The sequence below is a fragment of the Paraburkholderia diazotrophica genome, from assembly GCF_038900755.1.
Lineage (GTDB): Bacteria > Pseudomonadota > Gammaproteobacteria > Burkholderiales > Burkholderiaceae > Paraburkholderia > Paraburkholderia diazotrophica_A.
The window spans coordinates 282,909-301,841 of the sequence record NZ_JBBPEN010000005.1; the positions used below are offsets into that span (position 1 = coordinate 282,909).

Genomic DNA, 18,933 nt, shown 5'->3' on the forward strand with positions numbered 1-18,933 from the left:
GAACCTCATTTCTGGAGACTTAATCAATGGCAAAGATCGGATTCATCGGCCTCGGCATCATGGGCTCGCACATGGCGCGCAACCTCATCAAGGGCGGCCATTCGCTGTTCGTCAACGGCGCGTACCCGGTGCCGGAAGATCTCGCCAGGACGACCACGGTCGTCGCCGATTCGACGGCTGTCGCGCAGGCTGCCGACATCGTCGTGGTCATGGTGCCCGACACGCCCGACGTCGCGAACGTGCTGTTCGCCGATGACGGCGTCGCGAAGGGTCTGTCGAAGGGCAAACTCGTGATCGACATGAGCTCGATCTCCCCTCTCGACACGCAGACGTTCGCGAAGAAGATCAACGAGCTGGGCTGCGACTATCTGGATGCGCCCGTTTCCGGCGGGGAAATCGGCGCGCGCGATGCGACACTGACGATCATGGTCGGCGGCCCGCAAAAGTCCTTCGATCTCGCCAAGCCGCTCTTCGACCTGATGGGCAAGAACGTTTCGCTGATCGGCGACAACGGCGCAGGCCAGACCTGCAAGGTCGCGAACCAGATCATCGTCGCGCTGAACATCGAAGCCGTCGCGGAAGCGCTGCTGTTCGCCGCGCGTTCGGGCGCCGATCCTGAGCGCGTGCGCAAGGCGCTGATGGGCGGCTTCGCATCGTCGCGCATTCTCGAAGTGCACGGCGAGCGCATGACGAAGCGCACGTTCAACCCGGGCTTCCGCATCGAACTGCACCAGAAGGACCTGAACCTCGCACTCGACGGCGCGCGCAAGCTGGGCATCGCGTTGCCGCACACGGCGAGCGCGCAGCAACTCTTCAGCGTCTGCGCGGCGAACGGCGGCAAGGCATGGGATCACTCGGCGATGGTCCGCGCGCTCGAAATCATGGCGAACTTCGAAGTCGCGCAGGCACCCGCCGCCGATCAGAAAGCGGCCTGAGTTTCGGGGCCTTCTTTATCGAGTAGAAGCAGGCAACGCAAGCTGTCGTGTGATGTTCACGACAGCGCACTGGTGGGGCGCCCGGTCCGGCGCGCGGCACGCATCGGATCGGGCAAATCAAGCCGCTCTGGGCTGAGGGCGGCAAGTGGGGTCCGCAGCGGCACCCGGCGATGCCGGGGAAGCCTTGGTCGGTCAGACGTCATCGTCGGGTGTCCTGCTGTCGGATTGTCGAACCGCTTTTCGAACCGCTTTTCAAACGACTGTCGTCGGATTGGCAGTCGCACTACATGCTGGCCATCGGCTGAGGCCGGCAATGCAATTACTTCGAATAAGAGATCCGATAGATCGCGCCCGCGTAGTCGTCGGATACGAGCAGCGATCCGTCCTGCAACACCTGCACGTCGACGGGACGCCCCATGTACTCGCCGTTCCGCGTGAGCCAGCCTTCCGCAAACACTTCCGTCTCGCCGACGCTGCCATCATCCTTGACAGGCGTGAACATGATGCGCGCGCCAACCGGTTTCGTGCGGTTCCATGAACCGTGCTCGGCGTCGAAGATGCCGCCCTGGTACTTCGTCGGGAACATCTTGCCCGTATAGAACGTCATGCCGAGGTCGGCCGCATGCGCCGCGTACTCGACGACGGGAAACACGACGCCTGCGGGCGGCGTCTCCTTCTTGTACTCTTCCGTACGCACCTTGCCGCCGCCGTACCACGGAAAGCCGAAGTTCTCACCCGCCTTCGTCGCGTGATTGAGCTCGCCGGGCGGGATGTCGTCGCCCATGCCGTCCACCTGGTTGTCGGTGAACCAGAGCGTCTTGTCTTTCGGGTTGAAATCGAGTCCCACCGAATTGCGCACGCCATGCGCATAGACCTCGCGGTTCTTGCCGTTCTGATCCATGCGGATGATGCCTGCCAGACCGTTTCTGTCGAGCTCGGCGAGCTTGTCCCTGGGCGGCACGTTCCACGGCTGGCCCAGCGCGATATACAGCTTCTTGTCCGGCCCGACGCGGCAGTAGCGCGCGCCGTGGTTGAAGCTTTCGAACTGCGTCGGAATCAGCTTGCCTTGCGGCACGACGACAGCGGCCGCGACGTCGGGCCCGCGTTCGCCGAAGAATTGCGCGGCGGGAAACCCCAGCACGCGGTTCTGCTCGACGATGTACAGCACGCCGTCTGCCGAGAAGCACACGCCGTTGGGCACCTTGAAGTTCACGGAACTGGCGAACTGCACGACATCGTCGGCGACGCGCCGCTTCGTGCGGTCCGTCACCTGCCACACATGATCCTTGTACGTACCGACGAAGACGACGCCCGTCGACGGCTCGATTGCCATCGCGCGCGCCTCGGGCACGACGGCATACAGCTCGATCTTGAAGCCGGGCGGCAGCTTGATCGCCTTCAGGTTCTCGCGCAGCGCTTCGGCGCGCGGACCTGTCTGCGGCACCACTTCGGCCGGCTTGGTATTGCCCGTCGTCTTGAAGTTCGACAACGCCTGGACGTTGTCCTGAGCTGCCTGCGCAGCGGGCAGGACCGCGAGCGCCGCGCTGACCGCGAGCGGCAGCAGCCTCGGAATTGCGTTCATCGTGATGTCTCCATTAATCGTGATGCCGTTTGTTGGAATTGCAACTACTGGAAAGACATGAACGTTTCGGGCGTTTCAGGTGATGAAGATTTGCGTGCCTCAATCGTCTGGCTATTGATTGTTATAGACGATGTTGCCGCGAACGTAGGAACGGATGCCGGCCTGCATCGACGTGACGCGAGTCATCGTCGATGCAGATTGCGTGGCTTGCGGGAACGTGGACGGAAAGCGCGCGCGAAGGCGCCGAAGTCACTGGCGTCGCGGCGGCGGCAAAGGACGAACGCGATAAGGCTTGCGGAAAGCGATTTGCGATATAACCGGCTGCCTTCGTGCGGGACGGCTCAGTAAGTATCGAACATCTGTTGCAATACAACCGGCGTCGCGTGTCCCGCCGACAGCGCGAGCATCAACAGCACGCGCGCCTTGTATGGATTGAGCGCGCCCGCCGTCACGAAGCCGAGCACATCGTCGGAAGCGGCGCCGTTGCGCATCACGTGCCCCGAGCCGACGCGCGACGAGCGCACGATCGCCACGCCCTTTGCCGCGGCCTCGGCGAGCGCCGTCTGCAAAGTCGCATGAATCGAGCCGTTGCCCGTGCCCGCGACGACGATGCCCTTCACGCCCGCAGCGACGAGCGCATCGACGGCAATGCGCGACGCGCCCGCGTAGCTCGCCACGATTTCGACGACGGGCCATTGCGCGCGGGTCGGTGCGATCGCGAACGGCGTCGCCGTCGTATGCGGCCGCACGACGACACGCTGAAACTCGACGCGTCCATCCTGCACCCAGCCGAGCGCGCCGATTTCCGGCGAGTGAAACGCATCGACGGCATAGGTGCTCGTCTTCACGACATCGCGCGCGCTATGGATGCGGTTGTTGAACGCGACGAGCACGCCCTGCCCCTTGGCCTGCGCGCTGCCCGCGACCGTCACCGCGTTGAGCAGATTCAGCGGACCATCGGCCGACAACGCCGACGACGGCCGCATCGCCGCCGTCACCACGACGGGCTTGTTGCTCTTGACCGTGAGGTGCAGCAGGTACGCAGTTTCTTCGAGCGTGTCGGTGCCGTGCGTGATGACGACGCCGTCGATCTCGCCGGAAGCCAGCAGTTCGTCGACGCGCTGCGCGAGCTTTGTCCACAGCGCGAGCGCCATGTCCTTGCTGTCGACGCTCGCGACCTGCTCGGCCTGCACGTTCGCCACCGTCGCGAGCGACGGCACGGCCGCGAGCAGTTGACCGACGCCGACGACGCCCGCCTGATAGCCCGACGTATTGGTTGCATCGGGCGCCGCGCCCGCGATCGTGCCGCCCGTGGCCAGCACGGCGATGCGCGGCAACGCGGACGATGTAGAGGTAGTGGTAGAGGTATTCATGGCGGCGATTGTAAGCGATGCGCTCGCCGCCGCCATCGATGAAAACGCGAGCCTTCGCGCGAGGCTCGCGACGCCTTCGAGACCTATGCCGCGCTCATGCCGCGCTCGTGCCGCTTACCGCGCTCAGGCCGCTTCGCGCAACTGGCTCGCGATGTCCGCTTCGTGCAGTTGCGGCGCGAACATCTCGATCAACCGATACGCGTAGCCGCGCAAAAACGCGCCCTTGCGCAAGCCGACACGCGTCGTGCTCGCTTCGAACAGATGTTGCGTGTCGAGCGCGACGAGCTCCGTGTCGCGCTTCGGATCGAACGCCATCGCCGCGACGATGCCGATGCCCATGCCGAGCTCGACGTAGGTCTTGATCACATCGGCGTCGATGGCCGTCAGCACGACGTCGGGCAGCGCGCCCACCTTCGCGAACGCCTGGTCGATATGCGAGCGGCCCGTGAAGTCCTGGTCATACGTGACGATCGGGTACTCCGCGATCTCTTCGAGCGTCAGGTTTTCGCGGCCCACGAGCGGGTGATCTTTAGGCACGACCACGATGTGATGCCACGAATAGCACGGGAACGTCAGGATGTCGGGATAACGGTCGAGCGCCTCCGTCGAAATGCCGATGTCCGCTTCGCCGTTGATGATCATCTGCGCGATCTGCTGCGGACTGCCCTGGCGCAACGCGAGATGCACCTTCGGATAGACCTCGGTGAACTGGCGCACCACTTTCGGCAGCGCGTAGCGTGCCTGCGTGTGCGTCGTTGCGACGACGAGATGGCCGTTGTCCTGATCCGCGTATTGACGCGCGACGCGGCGCAGGTTTTCCGCATCGAGCAGCATCCGCTCGATCAGCTGATGCACGGCCTTGCCGGGCTCGGTGAGGCCCGTCAGGCGCTTGCCGCGCCGGATGAAGATGTCGACGCCGAGTTCGTCTTCGAGGTCCTTGATCTGCTTCGATACGCCCGACTGCGACGTGTACAGCACGTTCGCGACTTCCGTCAGGTTCATGTTCTGCCGCACGGCTTCGCGCACGAAACGCAATTGCTGGAAATTCATGTTGAAGTCTCCGGTTCGGCCAGAGTCAATTTGTTGTTAGCTGCATGATGGAAAACGAACGCACCAGTCACTGCGCGGGAAACACGCGCAGCGCGCGCGGCACGGCCGTCGCGCCATCGCCGACGGCCAGTTGCAGCCCGCGCCATGCCTCGCGATCGAGCTCCGCTTCGAGCACATGGCCTTCGCGCGCTTCGAGCTCGACGCGCACCGAGCCGCCCAGCGTCACCACGCGCCGCACGCCGACCACGATGCCCTCGCGATGCCCCGCCGACTGCGGATACAGCACGAGATCGTGCGGACGCACATACGCGAAGGCCGGGCCCTCGAAATGCGCGTCGATCGCGATCGGCTGCGCGGCGCCATCGACGACGAAGCCCTTGTCGTCGACGCTGCCATGCAGCCGGTTCGCCGCGCCGAGAAACTCGTAGACGAATGACGTCTGCGGATGATCGTACACGTCTTGCGGGCTGCCGACCTGCTCGACGTGTCCGTGATTCAGCACGACGATGCGGTCCGCGACTTCGAGCGCTTCTTCCTGGTCATGCGTGACGAAGATCGTCGAGATATGCAGATCGTCGTGCAACCGCCGCAGCCAGCTGCGCAGTTCCTTGCGCACCTTTGCGTCGAGCGCGCCGAACGGTTCGTCGAGCAACAGCACTTTCGGCTCGACGGCGAGCGCGCGCGCCAGTGCGATCCGTTGCCGCTGTCCGCCCGACAGCTCCGACGGATAGCGCTGCGCGAGCCAGTCGAGCTGCACGAGTTTCAGCAGTTCGTGCACCTTCTCGCGAATCGCCGCTTCCGAAGGACGCTCCTTGCGCGGCTTCACGCGCAGGCCGAATGCGACGTTCTCGAACACGGTCATATGGCGGAACAGCGCGTAGTGCTGGAACACGAAGCCGACGTTGCGCTCGCGCGCGCCCACTTCCGCGACGTCCTGGCCTTGCAGCAGGACCTCGCCTGCGTCCGCGTATTCGAGGCCCGCGATCACGCGCAGCAGCGTGGTCTTGCCACAGCCCGAGGGCCCGAGCAGCGCGACGAGTTCGCCCGGCGGAAAATCGAGCGAGACGTCATCGAGCGCAGTGAAGTCGCCAAAGCGTTTTTGCAGATTGCGTACGGTGATGCCCATCTTCGACCACTCTCCTTACTGAACCGAATGTGCCGCGCGCGCGTGCGGCGCCGCACCGGAGGACTGAACGGGACCGGCATGCGCGGGCACATCGCGCGCGCCCGACAGTTGCGCGGACAGATGACGCTCGGCGAGCAGCTTGAGTCCGAGCGTCACGAGCGCGAGCAATGCGAGCAGCGACGCCACGGCGAACGCCGCCGAAAAGTTATATTCGTTGTAGAGAATCTCGACGTGCAGCGGCATCGTGTCCGTCTGTCCGCGAATATGGCCCGACACCACCGATACCGCGCCGAACTCACCCATCGCCCGCGCGTTGCACAGGATGACGCCATACAGCAGGCCCCATTTGACGTTCGGCAGCGTGACGCGCCGGAACATCTGCCAGCCCGACGCGCCGAGCACATGCGCGGCCTCTTCTTCGTCGTTGCCTTGCGCCTGCATCAACGGAATCAGCTCGCGCGCGACGAACGGGAACGTGACGAAGATCGTCGCGAGCACGATGCCCGGCACCGCGAAGATGATCTGCACGTCATGATTCGCGAGCCATGGGCCGAACCAGCCTTGCGCGCCGAACATCAGCACGTAGATCAAACCGGAGATCACGGGCGACACCGAGAACGGCAAATCGATCAGCGTGGTCAAGAGCGCCTTGCCGCGAAACTCGAACTTCGCGATGCACCACGACGCCGCGAGCCCGAACGCGAGATTGAGCGGCACGGCGATCGCGGCCGTCAGCAGCGTGAGCTTGATCGCGGACACGGCATCGGGATCGGCGAGCGACTCGAAGTAGAACGCGATGCCTTTGGCGAGCGCCTGATAAAACACGGCGGCGAGCGGCAGCACCAGAAAGAGCGCGAGAAACAGCAGCGCGATGGCCGTCAGTATCCATCGCACGGCGCGCGGCTCTGTCACGGGATCGGGGCGACGCGCGGCACTCGCATTGCCCACGGGCGCGCGCGAGATCACCGCGGAATTCCTGCTCATTGCGCACCTCCCGTCAGCGCGGCGGCATGCGTCGCTGCGCCCGCCACGGAAGGCACCGTGCGCATGCGGCTCGTGCGCCGCTGCAAATACCATTGCAGCGTGTTGATCAACAGCAGCATCGCGAACGACACCACCAGCATCACGACGGCGAGCGCCGTCGCGCCTGCATAGTCGTATTGCTCGAGCTTCGTGATGATCAGCAGCGACGTGATCTCCGATTTCATCGGCACGTTGCCCGCGATGAAAATCACCGAGCCGTATTCGCCGAGCGCTCGCGCAAATGCCAGCGCGAAGCCCGTCAGCAGCGCGGGAAACACAGCGGGCAACACGACGCGCCGGAACGTCAGCCAGCGCGACGCGCCCAGGCACGCGGCCGCCTCTTCCTGCTCGCGCTCGAACTCTTCGAGCACGGGCTGCACGGTGCGCACGACGAACGGCAAGCCGATGAACGTCAGCGCGACGAGCACGCCTGCGGGCGTGAACGCGATCTTGATGCCGAGCGGCTCGAGAAACTGGCCGATCCAGCCGTTGCCCGAATAGATCGCCGCGAGAGAAATGCCGGCGACGGACGTCGGCAGCGCGAACGGCAGATCGACGATGGCATCGACGATCCGCTTGAGCGGAAAGCGGTAGCGCACCAGCACCCACGCGACGAGAAAACCGAAGGCCGCGTTGATCAGCGCGCCGCCGAGCGCCGCGAAAAACGTCAGCCGGTACGACGCGAGCACGCGCGGCGACGTGACGGCGCGCTCGAAGTGGCTCCAGTCGAGCGTCGCCGTCTTGAGGAAAGTGGCCGCCAGCGGAATCAGCACCACGAGGCTCAGATACGCCACCGTGATACCGAGCGTCAAGCCAAAGCCGGGAATCGCGCTCGGCTTGCGCAGGTTAAACGTCGTCATGCTCATGCCCTTCAGGGTTGTGCGTCGCGGCGCGTGGATGGCCCATGCGTCGCCCGCATGTGCGCTACTCGTCTGTCGCCGTAAGCAGCCGAAAGCGCGCCACGCGGACGCGCTCCGTTCCACAGCCTCGCTATGTCATTGCGGCTGGTAAATCGAATCGAACACGCCGCCATCGGCAAAGTGCGTCTTCTGCGCATTCGCCCAGCCGCCGAACGAGTCGTCGACCGTGTACAGCTTCAGCTTCGGAAACTTCGCGGTCAGCGCGGCGGGCACCTTGTTCGAGCGCGGACGATAGAAGTTCCTCGCTGCGATCTCCTGGCCTTCGTCGCTATACAGGAAGTTCAGATACGCTTCGGCGAGCTTGCGCGTGCCGTGCTTGTCCACCACCTTGTCGACCACGGCCACGGGCGGCTCGGCCAGAATGCTCGCTGACGGCACCACGATCTCGAACTTGTCCGTGCCGAATTCCTTGACCGACAGGAACGCCTCGTTTTCCCACGCGATCAGCACATCGCCAATGCCCCGCTGCACGAAGCTCGTCGTCGCGCCGCGCGCGCCGGAGTCGAGCACGCCGGCGTTTTTGTACAGCTTCGTGACGAACTCTTTCGCCCTCTGGTCGTTGCCGCCCGGCTGATGCGCCGCATACGCCCACGCGGCCAGATAGTTCCAGCGCGCGCCGCCCGAGGTCTTCGGATTCGGCGTCACGATCGACACGCCCGGCTTTACGAGATCGTCCCAGTCCTTGATGTGCTTCGGGTTGCCCTTGCGCACGAGGAACACGATCGTCGACGTGTACGGCGACGCGTTGTCGGGCAGGCGCTTCTGCCAGTTCTTGTCGACGATGCCCTTCGTGGCGAGCGCGTCGATGTCGTAGGCGAGCGCCAGCGTGACGACGTCCGCCTGCAGGCCGTCGAGCACCGAGCGCGCCTGCGCGCCCGAGCCGCCGTGCGACTGCTTGAACGTGACCGACTCGCCCGTCTTCGCCTTCCATTCCTTGCCGAACGCCTGGTTGACGTCCTGATACAGCTCGCGGGTCGGGTCGTACGACACGTTCAGCAGCGTCGTGTCGGCGTGCGCCTGCGAGATCATGCCGACGGCCGACGCCACGCCCAGCGCAAGCGCCGCGATGAACCGTTTCGCGCCGCCGTCTTCCGGCATGCGCGCCTTGATCGTCACCGCATCCGCGAACCCCGTATTCCGATTGCCCATCGACCTTCTCCCGTCTTGTTGGTTTGATTTCGCTCGTCCGGCGCTTCCGCTGCCTGCCGAAATTCGCTGCTTCGCAAGCTGGAAGCGGCTTTGGCGCGGCTTCTGCGCTGCTGTTGCATCAGTGGAGGCCAGTCTATCGAAGGGCTTTCATCATTAAAAATAATGTTTCTTCATTTTTTAATATGCAAACGTGGTAAAGAACTGCCTGGCGTTCGTCGCGACGTCGTGTGCGCTGTCACGACGCCGGTTTTCGACGCTTGCACGTCACCCGCCGCGACGAACTTAAAGTAAAGCTTGAAATGCGCCGAATACTGTATAAAAATACAGTCACCTGTCTATCCATACAGTGGCGCCATGACCAAACTCACCGCACGACAGCAGCAGGTTTTCGATCTGATCCGCCGCGCCATCGAGCGCACGGGCTTTCCGCCCACGCGTGCCGAAATCGCGGCGGAACTCGGCTTCAGCTCTGCCAACTCGGCGGAAGAGCATTTGAGGGCATTGGCGCGCAAAGGCGTGATCGAACTGGCGGCAGGCGCGTCGCGCGGCATTCGGCTCATCACGGGCTCGGACGACTCGCCGCATCAGTTCACGCTGCCGCACGCGAGCATCATGCAGTTGTCGCTGCCGCTGATCGGCCGTGTTGCTGCGGGCAGCCCGATCCTCGCGCAAGAACATATCTCGCAGACCTATACCTGCGACCCGGCGCTCTTCTCGAGCAAGCCCGACTACCTGCTGAAAGTGCGCGGCCTGTCGATGCGCGACGCCGGCATCTTCGACGGCGACCTGCTCGCAGTGCAGAAAAAGAGCGAAGCGAAAGACGGCCAGATCATCGTTGCGCGTCTGGGTGACGACGTGACTGTGAAGCGCCTGAAGCGCCGTCCGAACGGCATCGAACTGATCGCCGAGAACCCCGATTACGAAAACATTTTTGTTCAGGCCGGCAGCGCGGAATTCGCGCTGGAAGGCATCGCGGTCGGACTGATCCGGCCGACGGAATTCTGATTATCTGAACACTGTCTGGAGAGACTCATGGACCGTCTTGCCCGCTTGCTGCCTTTTCGCCAGTTCGGCCGTCTGCGTCATCTGCGCAGCCTCGTCCCTTGCGAGCCGCTCGTCACGCTGGCGTCGAATGCCGCGTCCAGCATCAAGGGCCGCACCGCGTCGCTGTTCGATGAACAACCTCAGCCGCTGCCGTCCGCGCAACCGGCGTTCGCGCGCGTGTCGCTGAACTCCGCGCTCAATGCGGAGCCCGCGCGCCGCGCGCCGGTGCGGGTCTATCACGGTCCGTCGCGCACGATCATGGTCGGCACGATGGAAGCCGTGTGCCGGATGATCGATCACGCAATTGCCGAGGAAGACGATCGTCTGGCGAGGCAAGCGGCTTGATGCGCACACATGGCGTCGCCTTCGTCGCGTAGTCGCTTGCTGATGCGTGAACATCGCGAGCGTCGTCGAAAAAACGTCATTCGCCATGCAAGCGCTGCGCATGCAACGTTAAAGCCACAGGACACATGTTCGGGCGTTCAACTTTGCGGGATCGTTTTGACGTCGATCGGGTCCACATGAGATCGACATTGAAAACGGAGAGTCCCGCGCAATGGCAGGCTTGGTACGCATGAAAGGCCGGGTAAGCCGGCCGCTGCTGATCACGTTGATCGTGATCGTCATCGTCGCCGCGTTGGGCTTCGCGTATGCGTCGCCGTACATCGCACTCGACCGGCTCAAACGCGCCGCCGATGCGCGCGATGTGGCAACGGTCAACGAGTACGTCGATTATCTGGCGCTGCGCGAAAGCCTGAAGCTGCAGGTGACGGGACTGCTGACGCGCCGGCTCGACGTGCAGCAGAACGGCAATCCGCTCGCCGCGATCGGCGCGATGATCGGTGTAGCGTTGATTGGTCCGCTCGTCGATGCGTATGCAACGCCCGATGGCGTCGCGGCATTGCTCAATGGCATACCGCCGCGCGGCGAACCGGGCGAGCGACCGCCTTCGCCGCCTGCTGCGCCGTCCGCCGCGCCGCCTGACAATTCAGCGCGACGTCCCACGCCGGGCTCGAACACAGCCAACGGCACAGGCAACGGCACGAGCAAGAACACACCCAACGGCGCGCCGCCTCAGCCGCCGGAAACGAAGGCGGGCTATCGCGGCATCAACGAGTTCGTTGTGACGTATCAGCATGGCGTCGGCGATACGCGCTATTCCGCGATCTTCCGTCGCCAGGGGCTCTTCAACTGGAAGCTGTCAGCCGTCGATCTGAACGGCTGACCGCTTCCATTCAACCGGGCCGAACCGCAAGCGGCGCTTCAGGCTGCCGCTTGCGCCTCTTCTGCAGGCGACGAGCACGCGACGAGAATGCTGCACGACACGCGATCGAGCAGCGGCGTATTGCCCGCGCCCATCCACCAGCGCGACAACCCGGTGCGGCAGCGATGCCCGACGACGACGAGATCGACATGCAACTCGTCGGCGAGCGACGCGATTTCATCGATAGGATGACCGAACGCGAAATGCCCCGTCGCCCGCACGCCGCGTTGCGTGAGCCAGTCGACGCCTTCCTGCAATATTTCGCGTGCCGTCTTCTCGAAGCTGCCGCATGCGACATCCGTCAACAGGCCTGCGCTTTGCGCGATGCTCGAGCGCATGTCGACGACCGACAGCAGATGCGTTTCCGCCTGCAGATCGAGCGCCAGATCCGCGCCGCAACGCAGCGCCTTGCGGCCTTCGCGCGAGCCGTCGTAACACAGCAGAATCTTCTTGTAGCTCGCCATTTCGGTTTCCCCCCTTCCGCGACCATCGCGGTCTCTCTTGCATCATGGTGCGCCGCAATTCGACATGCAAGGGATGGAAAACGCTAAGTGCGTGGCAGCGCGCAGTCGGGCATGACGCGCCGCAATATCGCGCAACCAGCCGCCAGCGATGCGTGTCGGCGCGCCAAACGCGCCGAGCCCGATGCCCTAGAATAGGCAGCCGACTTGCGCTTTGCACCACGTCCTGCCGCCGTCGCGCACACTCATGGAGCATTCGTCTTCGTATGTCTGAAGCTGCAATCGAGTTTCATTGCGTCGAGAAACGCTATGGCGGCAAGGCTGTCGTCGACGGCTTGTCGTTTCACGTGCGCGCCGGCGAATGTTTCGGACTGCTGGGTCCGAACGGCGCGGGCAAGACGACGACGCTTCGCATGCTGCTCGGCATCGCCGCGCCCGACGCCGGCACGATCCGGCTGTGCGGCGAACCGATCCCGGGCCGCTCGCGATTCGCGCGGGCACGCGTCGGCGTCGTGCCGCAATTCGACAATCTCGATCCCGACTTCACGGTCCGCGAAAACCTGCTCGTCTTCGGCCGCTACTTCGGTCTGTCCGCCGCGAAGTGCCGCGAGATGGTGCCGATGCTGCTCGAATTCGCGCGGCTGGAGAGCAAGGCCGATGCGCGCGTCAGCGAACTGTCGGGCGGCATGAAGCGGCGTCTCACGCTCGCTCGCGCGCTGATCAACGATCCCGACGTACTGGTCATGGACGAGCCGACCACAGGACTCGATCCGCAAGCGCGTCATCTGATCTGGGAACGGCTGCGCTCGCTGCTCGGACGAGGCAAGACGATTCTGCTCACCACGCACTTCATGGAAGAGGCGGAGCGTCTGTGTCACCGGCTATGCGTGATCGAAGAAGGACGCAAGATCGCGGAAGGCGCGCCCAACGAACTGATTGCTTCGGAAATAGGCTGCGACGTGATCGAGGTGTACGGCCCTGATCCCGTCGCGCTGCGCGATGAACTCGCGCCGCTTTCGGTGCGCACGGAAATCAGCGGCGAGACGCTCTTCTGCTATGTCGACGATCCGCAGCCGGTTCATGCGCGGCTGAAGCAGCGCGCGGGGCTGCGTTATCTGCACCGGCCCGCGAATCTCGAAGATGTGTTCTTGCGGCTCACCGGCCGCGAGATGCAGGACTGACGCTCACGCCACGATCGCAACGAAACGCATAGGCAAGCGATACCACGACAAATGGACGCACGCACATACGACACCCCCGAACATACCGAGCCGATGCGCGAGCGCTTCGCCGCGCTGCCGGCGAACGCCGTCAACTGGATTGCCGTGTGGCGGCGCAACTATCTGGTGTGGCGCAAGCTCGCGCTCGCGTCGATGTTCGGCAATCTCGCCGATCCGATGATCTATCTGTTCGGGCTCGGCTTCGGGCTCGGGCTGATGGTCGGACATGTCGACGGCGTGTCGTACATCGCGTTTCTCGCGGCGGGCACGGTCCCGTCGAGCGTGATGATGTCGGCGAGCTTCGAATCGATGTATTCGGGCTTTTCGCGGATGCACGTGCAACGCACGTGGGAGGCGATCATGCACACGCCGCTCACGCTCGGCGACATCGTGCTCGGCGAGGTCGTGTGGGCGGGCAGCAAGGCCGTGCTGTCCGGCGTCGCGATCATGCTGGTGGCGGGCGCGCTCGGTTACGCAAGCTTTCCGTCGATGTTGCTCGCGCTGCCTGTCATCGTGCTCGCGGGTCTCGCGTTCGCCAGCACCGCGATGATCGTGACGGCGCTCGCGCCATCGTACGATTTCTTCATGTTTTATCAGACGCTGGTGTTGACGCCGATGCTGCTGCTGTCGGGCGTGTTCTTCCCGCTCTCGCAGTTGCCGCCCGCCGCGCAAATGGCAGCGCAACTGCTGCCGCTCGCGCATGCGGTGGACCTGATCCGGCCGGCGATGCTTGCGCGTCCGCTCGACGATGCCGCATTGCATATCGCCGTGCTCGCCGCGTATGTGGTGGTGCCGTTCTGCGTGTCGGCGGTGCTGTTCCGCCGACGGATGATGCGCTGAGGGCGCCGCGCGCAGGATATTCGCCCACGCGCGGCGCCCTCGGGCTGATCGAATCAGATCACTCTTCGTCGTCCGACCACGGCACGTCGACGTCGGAGATGAATTCGACGGTCGCGAACGGGCCGCCTTCCTGGCGCCCGATCTTGCCGTCCGCGCGATGCCACTCGACGCGGAACATCGTGCCCGGATCGTCGGAGCGCAGGCGGATCGTGCGCAATTCTTCCGGGTCCGCTTCTTCGACGGGGCCATCGAGCGAGACCAACAACGCCTGCGGCCACAGGCCGTCGACGGGATCGTAAATGCGGTCGCCGTCGGGAATCGACGTGTGCGCCTCGACGCCGATCGTCGCGGAAGCGTCGATGATCATCTTGCCCAGTGCACGTAGCACTGCCGTCGCGCGCGCCGAGTTCGCCTGACGGATAGCGAGATCCCCGCGCGTCAGCGCCTGCTCGAGTTTCGGATTGGTCTTTTGTTGGGCCATGCGTTGTCCTGGATTGACTGATTGGCGGTTGTTCACCGCTTTGCCGGTGCGCTGCCGCGTTGCGATGCCACGCGAATTGCCACACGAATTACCACACGAGGGCTACGCAATCGACGCGCGACTATCGCGCCGTTGCCGCGCATTTTCGCGCTCTTTCGCGCTTCTTCCGCTCGCCAGCTTCGAGGGGCGCCATCGTACCACTCGCCGCGCGCCATACGCGCCTTACTGTGCAGCAGACCGCGCGCCAGCTCCCTGCTTCCCAGTTTAGGACGAGATTCGGCACAACGGCGCTGGGTTTGATATCAGGCGATTCGTCAGAATCGCAACGCCACGGCCAGCAGCCCGCCGACGATGCCGAAGCCGACCACCGAAACGGCCACGATCGTCAGCACGCGCGGACGGAACGAGCGCGCGAGCATCGCCAGCGACGGCACGCTGATGGGCGGCAGCGTCATCAGCAGCGCGCCGGCCGGGCCGACGCCCATGCCGAGCGACAGCATCGCCTGAATGATGGGCACTTCGCCTGCGGTCGGGATCACGAACAGCATGCCGGCGACGGCCAGCGCGACGATCCACACGAAGTCGTTGCCGATTTCCGGGCTGACATGCGGGAACAGCCACGCGCGCGCCGCGCCGAGCAGCAGGACGAGCACGATGTATTCCGGCACGAGGCGCACGGCCATCCGCACGAAAATCGTGACCCAGCGGACGAACGGACTGCCCGAGCGCTGCTCGTCGACGAGCTCGACGAGGCGCGCATCGGCCGCTTGCGCTTCGGCGGGGCCGACGAGCCGGTTCACCAGATAGCCGAGCCCGAACACCATCGCGGCGCCGAGCACCACGCGCAGTCCGGCCCACTGCCAGCCGAGCACGAAGCCCATGAAGACGAGCGTCGCCGGGTTCAGCACCGAATTGCCGAGCCAGAATGCAATCGCGCCGCCGGGCGATGCCTGCCGCTCGCGCAATCCGGCGACGACGGGCGCCGCGCAGCACGTGCACATCATGCCGGGCAACGACAGCAAGCCGCCTGCCGCGACACTGCCGAATCCCGTCTTGCCCAGCAACCGCGCAACCCAGTGCGCGGGCAAGAGCGCCTGCACGGCCGAGCCGAGCAGCAGGCCGAGCACCATCGCCTGCCAGATCGCCTTGCCATAGGCGAGCGCATAGCCGAGCGCCGCGCTCCACGACGGCGCGGGCGGGCTCGCCGCGCTGCCCATCAGGATCGACGCGCCGATCGAATGCGTCGACGCCGCGGTGAACGCGCGGTTGTAATACGGAAACCATTTGACGTAGAAAAGCCCGGCAATGGCGAGCAGCACGAAAATCGGCCATGTCGAGGCGGCGATCGGGGTGGTGGAGCGCGAGGTGTTCATCGTCGTGGTCGGTTCGCTTGGGTGTCGCTTGGGTGTCGCTTGGGTGTCGCTTGGATCGCGCCGGGCCCGTCCGTTCGGCGCGTGCAAGGTCAGCATCGTGCATTGTATGCCGCACGCGGCCCGTGCACAGCATTGGGTGCGCGGCGTCGCGCTGATCATGCGGAGCGCGCAAGCGGCTATCGAACGGAGCTCGGAATGCAGCGGCCGGCGTTACGGCCGCTATCGCGAAGGCTGGCGAAGGCGCGTGAATGCACGCGAAGGCCCGCGAAAACGCATGAAAATGTGCAAGCGCGCTATCGTACGCGAGTTTGCACGGCGATGTGGCGCATCGCGTGTCTTTTTGGTCTTGCTATGCCGTCGCTCGATGAGCGCGCCACGGCACGCATGCCGCGGCGCACGAAAACTCAACGAAGCGCTCAGGGTGCCGGATTCGGCTGCAGTTCGTGCAGCGCGTCGATCTCGGCGAGCGCTTCCGGCGACAGCTTCACGTCGATGCTCGCAATGTTCTCTTTCAACTGATCGAGCGACGTTGCGCCGATCAGATTGCTCGTCACGAACGGCCGGCTGTTGACGAACGCGAGCGCGAATTGCGCGGGCGACAGGCCGTGGCGCTTCGCCAGTTCCACATAGCGCGACGTCGCCTGGATGGCTTGCGGCTTGCTATAGCGCTGGAAGCGCTCGAACAGCGAGATGCGCGCGCCCGCCGGACGCGCGCCGCCTTCGTACTTGCCCGACAGCCAGCCGAACGCGAGCGGCGAATACGCGAGCAAACCGACATGCTCGCGATGCGAGAACTCGGAGAGCCCCGCTTCGAACGCGCGGTTCAGCAGGCTGTACGGGTTCTGGATCGACACGATGCGAGGCAAGCCGAGCTTCTCCGATGCGCGCAGGAACTGCGCGACGCCCCACGGCGTTTCGTTCGACACGCCGATATGACGCACCTTCCCTTCCTTCACGAAATCGGCGAGCACGGAAAGCGTCTCTTCGATGGGCACGGTGTACGCATCGTCGATCCACGGATAGGCGGGACGGCCAAACGTCATCGTGCTGCGATCGGGCCAGTGCAACTGATACAGGTCGACATAGTCCGTCTGCAGGCGCTTGAGGCTGTCGTGCAGCGCCTCAGTGAGATTCTTGCGATCGAACTGGTTGCCCTCGCCGCGAATGTGACGCGGATTGTGAGGCTGGCGCGCCGGGCCGGCGATTTTCGTCGCGAGCACGATCCTGTCGCGCGCGCTGCGATGCTGCGCGATCCATGTGCCGATGTAGCGCTCCGTCGAGCCCTGCGTTTCAGCGCGCGGCGGCACGGGATACATTTCGGCGGTGTCGATCAGCGTGATGCCCTGGTCGAGCGCGTAATCGATTTGCGCGTGCGCGTCGCGCTCCGTGTTCTGCTCGCCCCACGTCATCGTGCCGAGACCGATCAGGCTGACCTGCACGTCCGTATCGCCGAGTCTGCGGTATTCCATCGAACTGTTCCCCTCTTCCTTTAATGCTGGTCTTGCCGGGTGACAAGACGGCAAGCGGCGAAATTACCACGTCCGCGCAAAACGCGTGCGTGGCTAGAATGTCAGTTGGCCGCGACGCGATGCGGCCGGTTTCGATGCGCTTACAACCTTCGGAGTGTCATGTCGATGTCAGATACGCCGACTGCGCGATCCGGTCCTGCGGACAGGCGGCAGTCGCTGATCGTCACGCTCGTCGCCGCCGCGTTCTTCATGGAGAACCTCGATGGCACGATCATCGCCACCGCGTTGCCGCAGATGGCGCGCTCGTTCGGCGTGCATGCCGTCGATCTGTCGATCGGCATTACGTCGTATCTGCTGACGCTCGCCGTGTTCATTCCGATCAGCGGCTGGGCCGCCGACCGCTTCGGCGTGCGCAACGTGTTCACGGCCGCGCTCGCGGTGTTCACGGCGGCGTCCGTCGCATGCGGGATGACCAATGGGCTCGTCGAATTCACGACGGCGCGCATCGTGCAGGGCATCGGCGGCGCGATGATGGTGCCTGTCGGACGTCTCGCCGTTTTGCGCGCGACGCCCAAAGACGATCTGATGCGCGCGATTTCGATCATCACGTGGCCGGGGCTCGTCGCGCCCGTCATCGGACCGCCGCTCGGCGGCTTCATCACGACTTACTCGTCGTGGCGATGGATCTTCTTTCTGAACCTGCCGCTCGGCATCGTCGGCATCGTGCTCGCGTGGCGCTTCATCGGTGCGGCGCGCGACACGCAGAGGCGCCCGTTCGATACGATCGGCTTCGTGCTGTGCGGCATCGCGGGCACGGCCGTCATGTACGCGATGGAACTGCTCGGCCGCTCGGACGCGCCGTGGCGCGAAGCGCTCGCGTTTCTCGCGGGCGGACTGGCCGCGGGCGTCGCCGCGCTGCTTCATCTGCGACGCAGCCCTCATCCCGTCGTCGATCTTTCCGCGTTTCGCGCGAAGACGTTCGCCGTCGCGATGGGCGGCGGGTCGCTCTTTCGCGTGTCGATCAGCGCGGTGCCGTTTCTGCTGCCGCTGATGTTTCAACTTGGCTTCGGAATGAACGCGTTTCAGTCAGGCCTGCTGACGCTCGTGGTGTTCGCGGGCAATCTGTCGATGAAGCTCGTGACGACGCCCGTGATGCGGCGCTTCGGCTTTCGAACGGTGCTGCTCGTGAATGGCGCGCTTGCTGCGCTGAGCATTGCGGCGATGAGCCTGTTGACGGCCTCGACGCCGTTCGTGCTGACGGGTATCGTGCTGTTCGCGAGCGGCCTGTCGCGCTCGCTACAATTCACGGCGGTCAATACGCTCAGCTTCGCCGATGTGCCGAAGCCCCAGATGAGCGGCGCATCGACGCTATCCAGCACGCTCACGCAGATGACGATGGGCATGGGTGTCGCGCTCGGCGCGATCGCGATGCGACTCGCCGCGTGGCTGCATGGACACGATGCGCGATCGGTGACGGCGGCCGATTTCAGCGTCGCGTTCCTGCTGGTGGCTGTCGTGGGGCTGCTCGCGATTCTGGATGTGTTCGGCCTCGAGCGCGATGCGGGCGCGCATGTGAGCGGGCATCGGCGGGAACGGACGTGATTGACCGAATGATGTGCTTCG

General features: G+C 64.5%; 18 protein-coding genes. 7 read left to right on the top strand and 11 right to left on the bottom strand.

Going from position 1 to position 18,933, the window contains the following annotated elements; all coding sequences use genetic code 11:
* Window positions 1-26 precede the first annotated feature (26 nt).
* Window positions 27-935 (top strand): 2-hydroxy-3-oxopropionate reductase, encoded by a 909-nt coding sequence (locus tag AABE10_RS18210; protein WP_342934659.1) that lies wholly within the window; start codon window positions 27-29, stop codon window positions 933-935.
* 319 nt (window positions 936-1,254) lie between these two features.
* On the opposite strand, the gene AABE10_RS18215 is transcribed toward AABE10_RS18210, so the two are convergent.
* The 7 genes from AABE10_RS18215 to AABE10_RS18245 form a co-directional block, all read right to left on the bottom strand.
* A complete protein-coding gene (locus tag AABE10_RS18215) occupies window positions 1,255-2,517 on the bottom strand; it encodes a PQQ-dependent sugar dehydrogenase (protein WP_342934660.1) in 1,263 nt (420 codons plus the stop codon).
* 341 nt (window positions 2,518-2,858) lie between these two features.
* Window positions 2,859-3,890: an asparaginase gene (locus AABE10_RS18220; protein WP_342934661.1), complete on the bottom strand. Its 1,032-nt coding sequence runs from the start codon at window positions 3,888-3,890 to the stop codon at window positions 2,859-2,861.
* A 123-nt stretch (window positions 3,891-4,013) separates the two neighbouring features.
* Entirely contained in the window at window positions 4,014-4,940 is a 927-nt protein-coding gene (locus AABE10_RS18225) for a CysB family HTH-type transcriptional regulator (protein WP_342934662.1), read from the bottom strand.
* A 67-nt stretch (window positions 4,941-5,007) separates the two neighbouring features.
* The gene (locus AABE10_RS18230) at window positions 5,008-6,066 is read right to left on the bottom strand and encodes a sulfate ABC transporter ATP-binding protein (RefSeq protein ID WP_342934663.1); all 1,059 of its coding nucleotides are present in this window, start codon (window positions 6,064-6,066) and stop codon (window positions 5,008-5,010) included.
* Between the two features lie 15 nt (window positions 6,067-6,081).
* Window positions 6,082-7,050: a sulfate ABC transporter permease subunit CysW gene (gene cysW / locus AABE10_RS18235; RefSeq protein ID WP_342934664.1), complete on the bottom strand. Its 969-nt coding sequence runs from the start codon at window positions 7,048-7,050 to the stop codon at window positions 6,082-6,084.
* On the bottom strand, window positions 7,047-7,949 hold the full coding sequence (gene cysT / locus AABE10_RS18240) for a sulfate ABC transporter permease subunit CysT (protein WP_342934665.1): 903 nt from the start codon (window positions 7,947-7,949) through the stop codon (window positions 7,047-7,049). Before cysT ends, cysW begins: the two co-directional genes overlap by 4 nt.
* A 135-nt stretch (window positions 7,950-8,084) precedes the next feature.
* Window positions 8,085-9,158, bottom strand: a complete 1,074-nt coding sequence (locus AABE10_RS18245) for a sulfate ABC transporter substrate-binding protein (protein ID WP_428983347.1) — start codon at window positions 9,156-9,158, stop codon at window positions 8,085-8,087.
* A 354-nt stretch (window positions 9,159-9,512) separates the two neighbouring features.
* On the opposite strand from AABE10_RS18245, the gene lexA reads away from it, so the two are divergent.
* From lexA to AABE10_RS18260, 3 genes are all read left to right on the top strand, one after another.
* Window positions 9,513-10,163, top strand: a complete 651-nt coding sequence (lexA, locus tag AABE10_RS18250; protein WP_090862039.1) for a transcriptional repressor LexA — start codon at window positions 9,513-9,515, stop codon at window positions 10,161-10,163.
* Between the two features lie 27 nt (window positions 10,164-10,190).
* Window positions 10,191-10,547, top strand: a complete 357-nt coding sequence (locus AABE10_RS18255) for a hypothetical protein (RefSeq protein WP_342934666.1) — start codon at window positions 10,191-10,193, stop codon at window positions 10,545-10,547.
* 211 nt (window positions 10,548-10,758) lie between these two features.
* Window positions 10,759-11,427 carry a DUF2939 domain-containing protein gene (locus AABE10_RS18260; RefSeq protein WP_342934667.1) on the top strand — a complete coding sequence of 223 codons (669 nt, stop codon included), beginning with the start codon at window positions 10,759-10,761 and terminating at the stop codon, window positions 11,425-11,427.
* A gap of 38 nt (window positions 11,428-11,465) precedes the next feature.
* Here the strand turns inward: AABE10_RS18260 and AABE10_RS18265 are convergent, their stop codons facing one another.
* Window positions 11,466-11,930 carry a universal stress protein gene (locus tag AABE10_RS18265; RefSeq protein WP_090862032.1) on the bottom strand — a complete coding sequence of 155 codons (465 nt, stop codon included), beginning with the start codon at window positions 11,928-11,930 and terminating at the stop codon, window positions 11,466-11,468.
* A gap of 263 nt (window positions 11,931-12,193) precedes the next feature.
* Here AABE10_RS18265 and nodI point away from each other — a divergent pair, with 263 nt between their 5' ends.
* Window positions 12,194-13,108 (top strand): nodulation factor ABC transporter ATP-binding protein NodI, encoded by a 915-nt coding sequence (gene nodI, locus AABE10_RS18270; protein WP_342934668.1) that lies wholly within the window; start codon window positions 12,194-12,196, stop codon window positions 13,106-13,108.
* A 51-nt stretch (window positions 13,109-13,159) separates the two neighbouring features.
* Window positions 13,160-13,987, top strand: a complete 828-nt coding sequence (locus AABE10_RS18275; RefSeq protein ID WP_342934669.1) for an ABC transporter permease — start codon at window positions 13,160-13,162, stop codon at window positions 13,985-13,987.
* A 58-nt stretch (window positions 13,988-14,045) separates the two neighbouring features.
* Here the strand turns inward: AABE10_RS18275 and AABE10_RS18280 are convergent, their stop codons facing one another.
* The 3 genes from AABE10_RS18280 to AABE10_RS18290 all read right to left on the bottom strand — a co-directional run bounded on the left by AABE10_RS18280 (window position 14,046) and on the right by AABE10_RS18290 (window position 17,310).
* Entirely contained in the window at window positions 14,046-14,468 is a 423-nt protein-coding gene (locus tag AABE10_RS18280) for a hypothetical protein (RefSeq protein ID WP_152759728.1), read from the bottom strand.
* Between the two features lie 314 nt (window positions 14,469-14,782).
* Window positions 14,783-15,841, bottom strand: coding sequence for a permease (locus AABE10_RS18285; RefSeq protein WP_342934670.1), 1,059 nt, complete (start codon window positions 15,839-15,841; stop codon window positions 14,783-14,785).
* Window positions 15,842-16,257: 416 nt separating this feature from the next.
* Entirely contained in the window at window positions 16,258-17,310 is a 1,053-nt protein-coding gene (locus tag AABE10_RS18290) for an NADP(H)-dependent aldo-keto reductase (RefSeq protein WP_342934671.1), read from the bottom strand.
* A 159-nt stretch (window positions 17,311-17,469) separates the two neighbouring features.
* Between AABE10_RS18290 and AABE10_RS18295 the strand changes: the two genes are divergently transcribed.
* A complete protein-coding gene (locus AABE10_RS18295) occupies window positions 17,470-18,912 on the top strand; it encodes an MFS transporter (protein WP_342934672.1) in 1,443 nt (480 codons plus the stop codon).
* The last annotated feature ends 21 nt before the right edge of the window (window positions 18,913-18,933 follow it).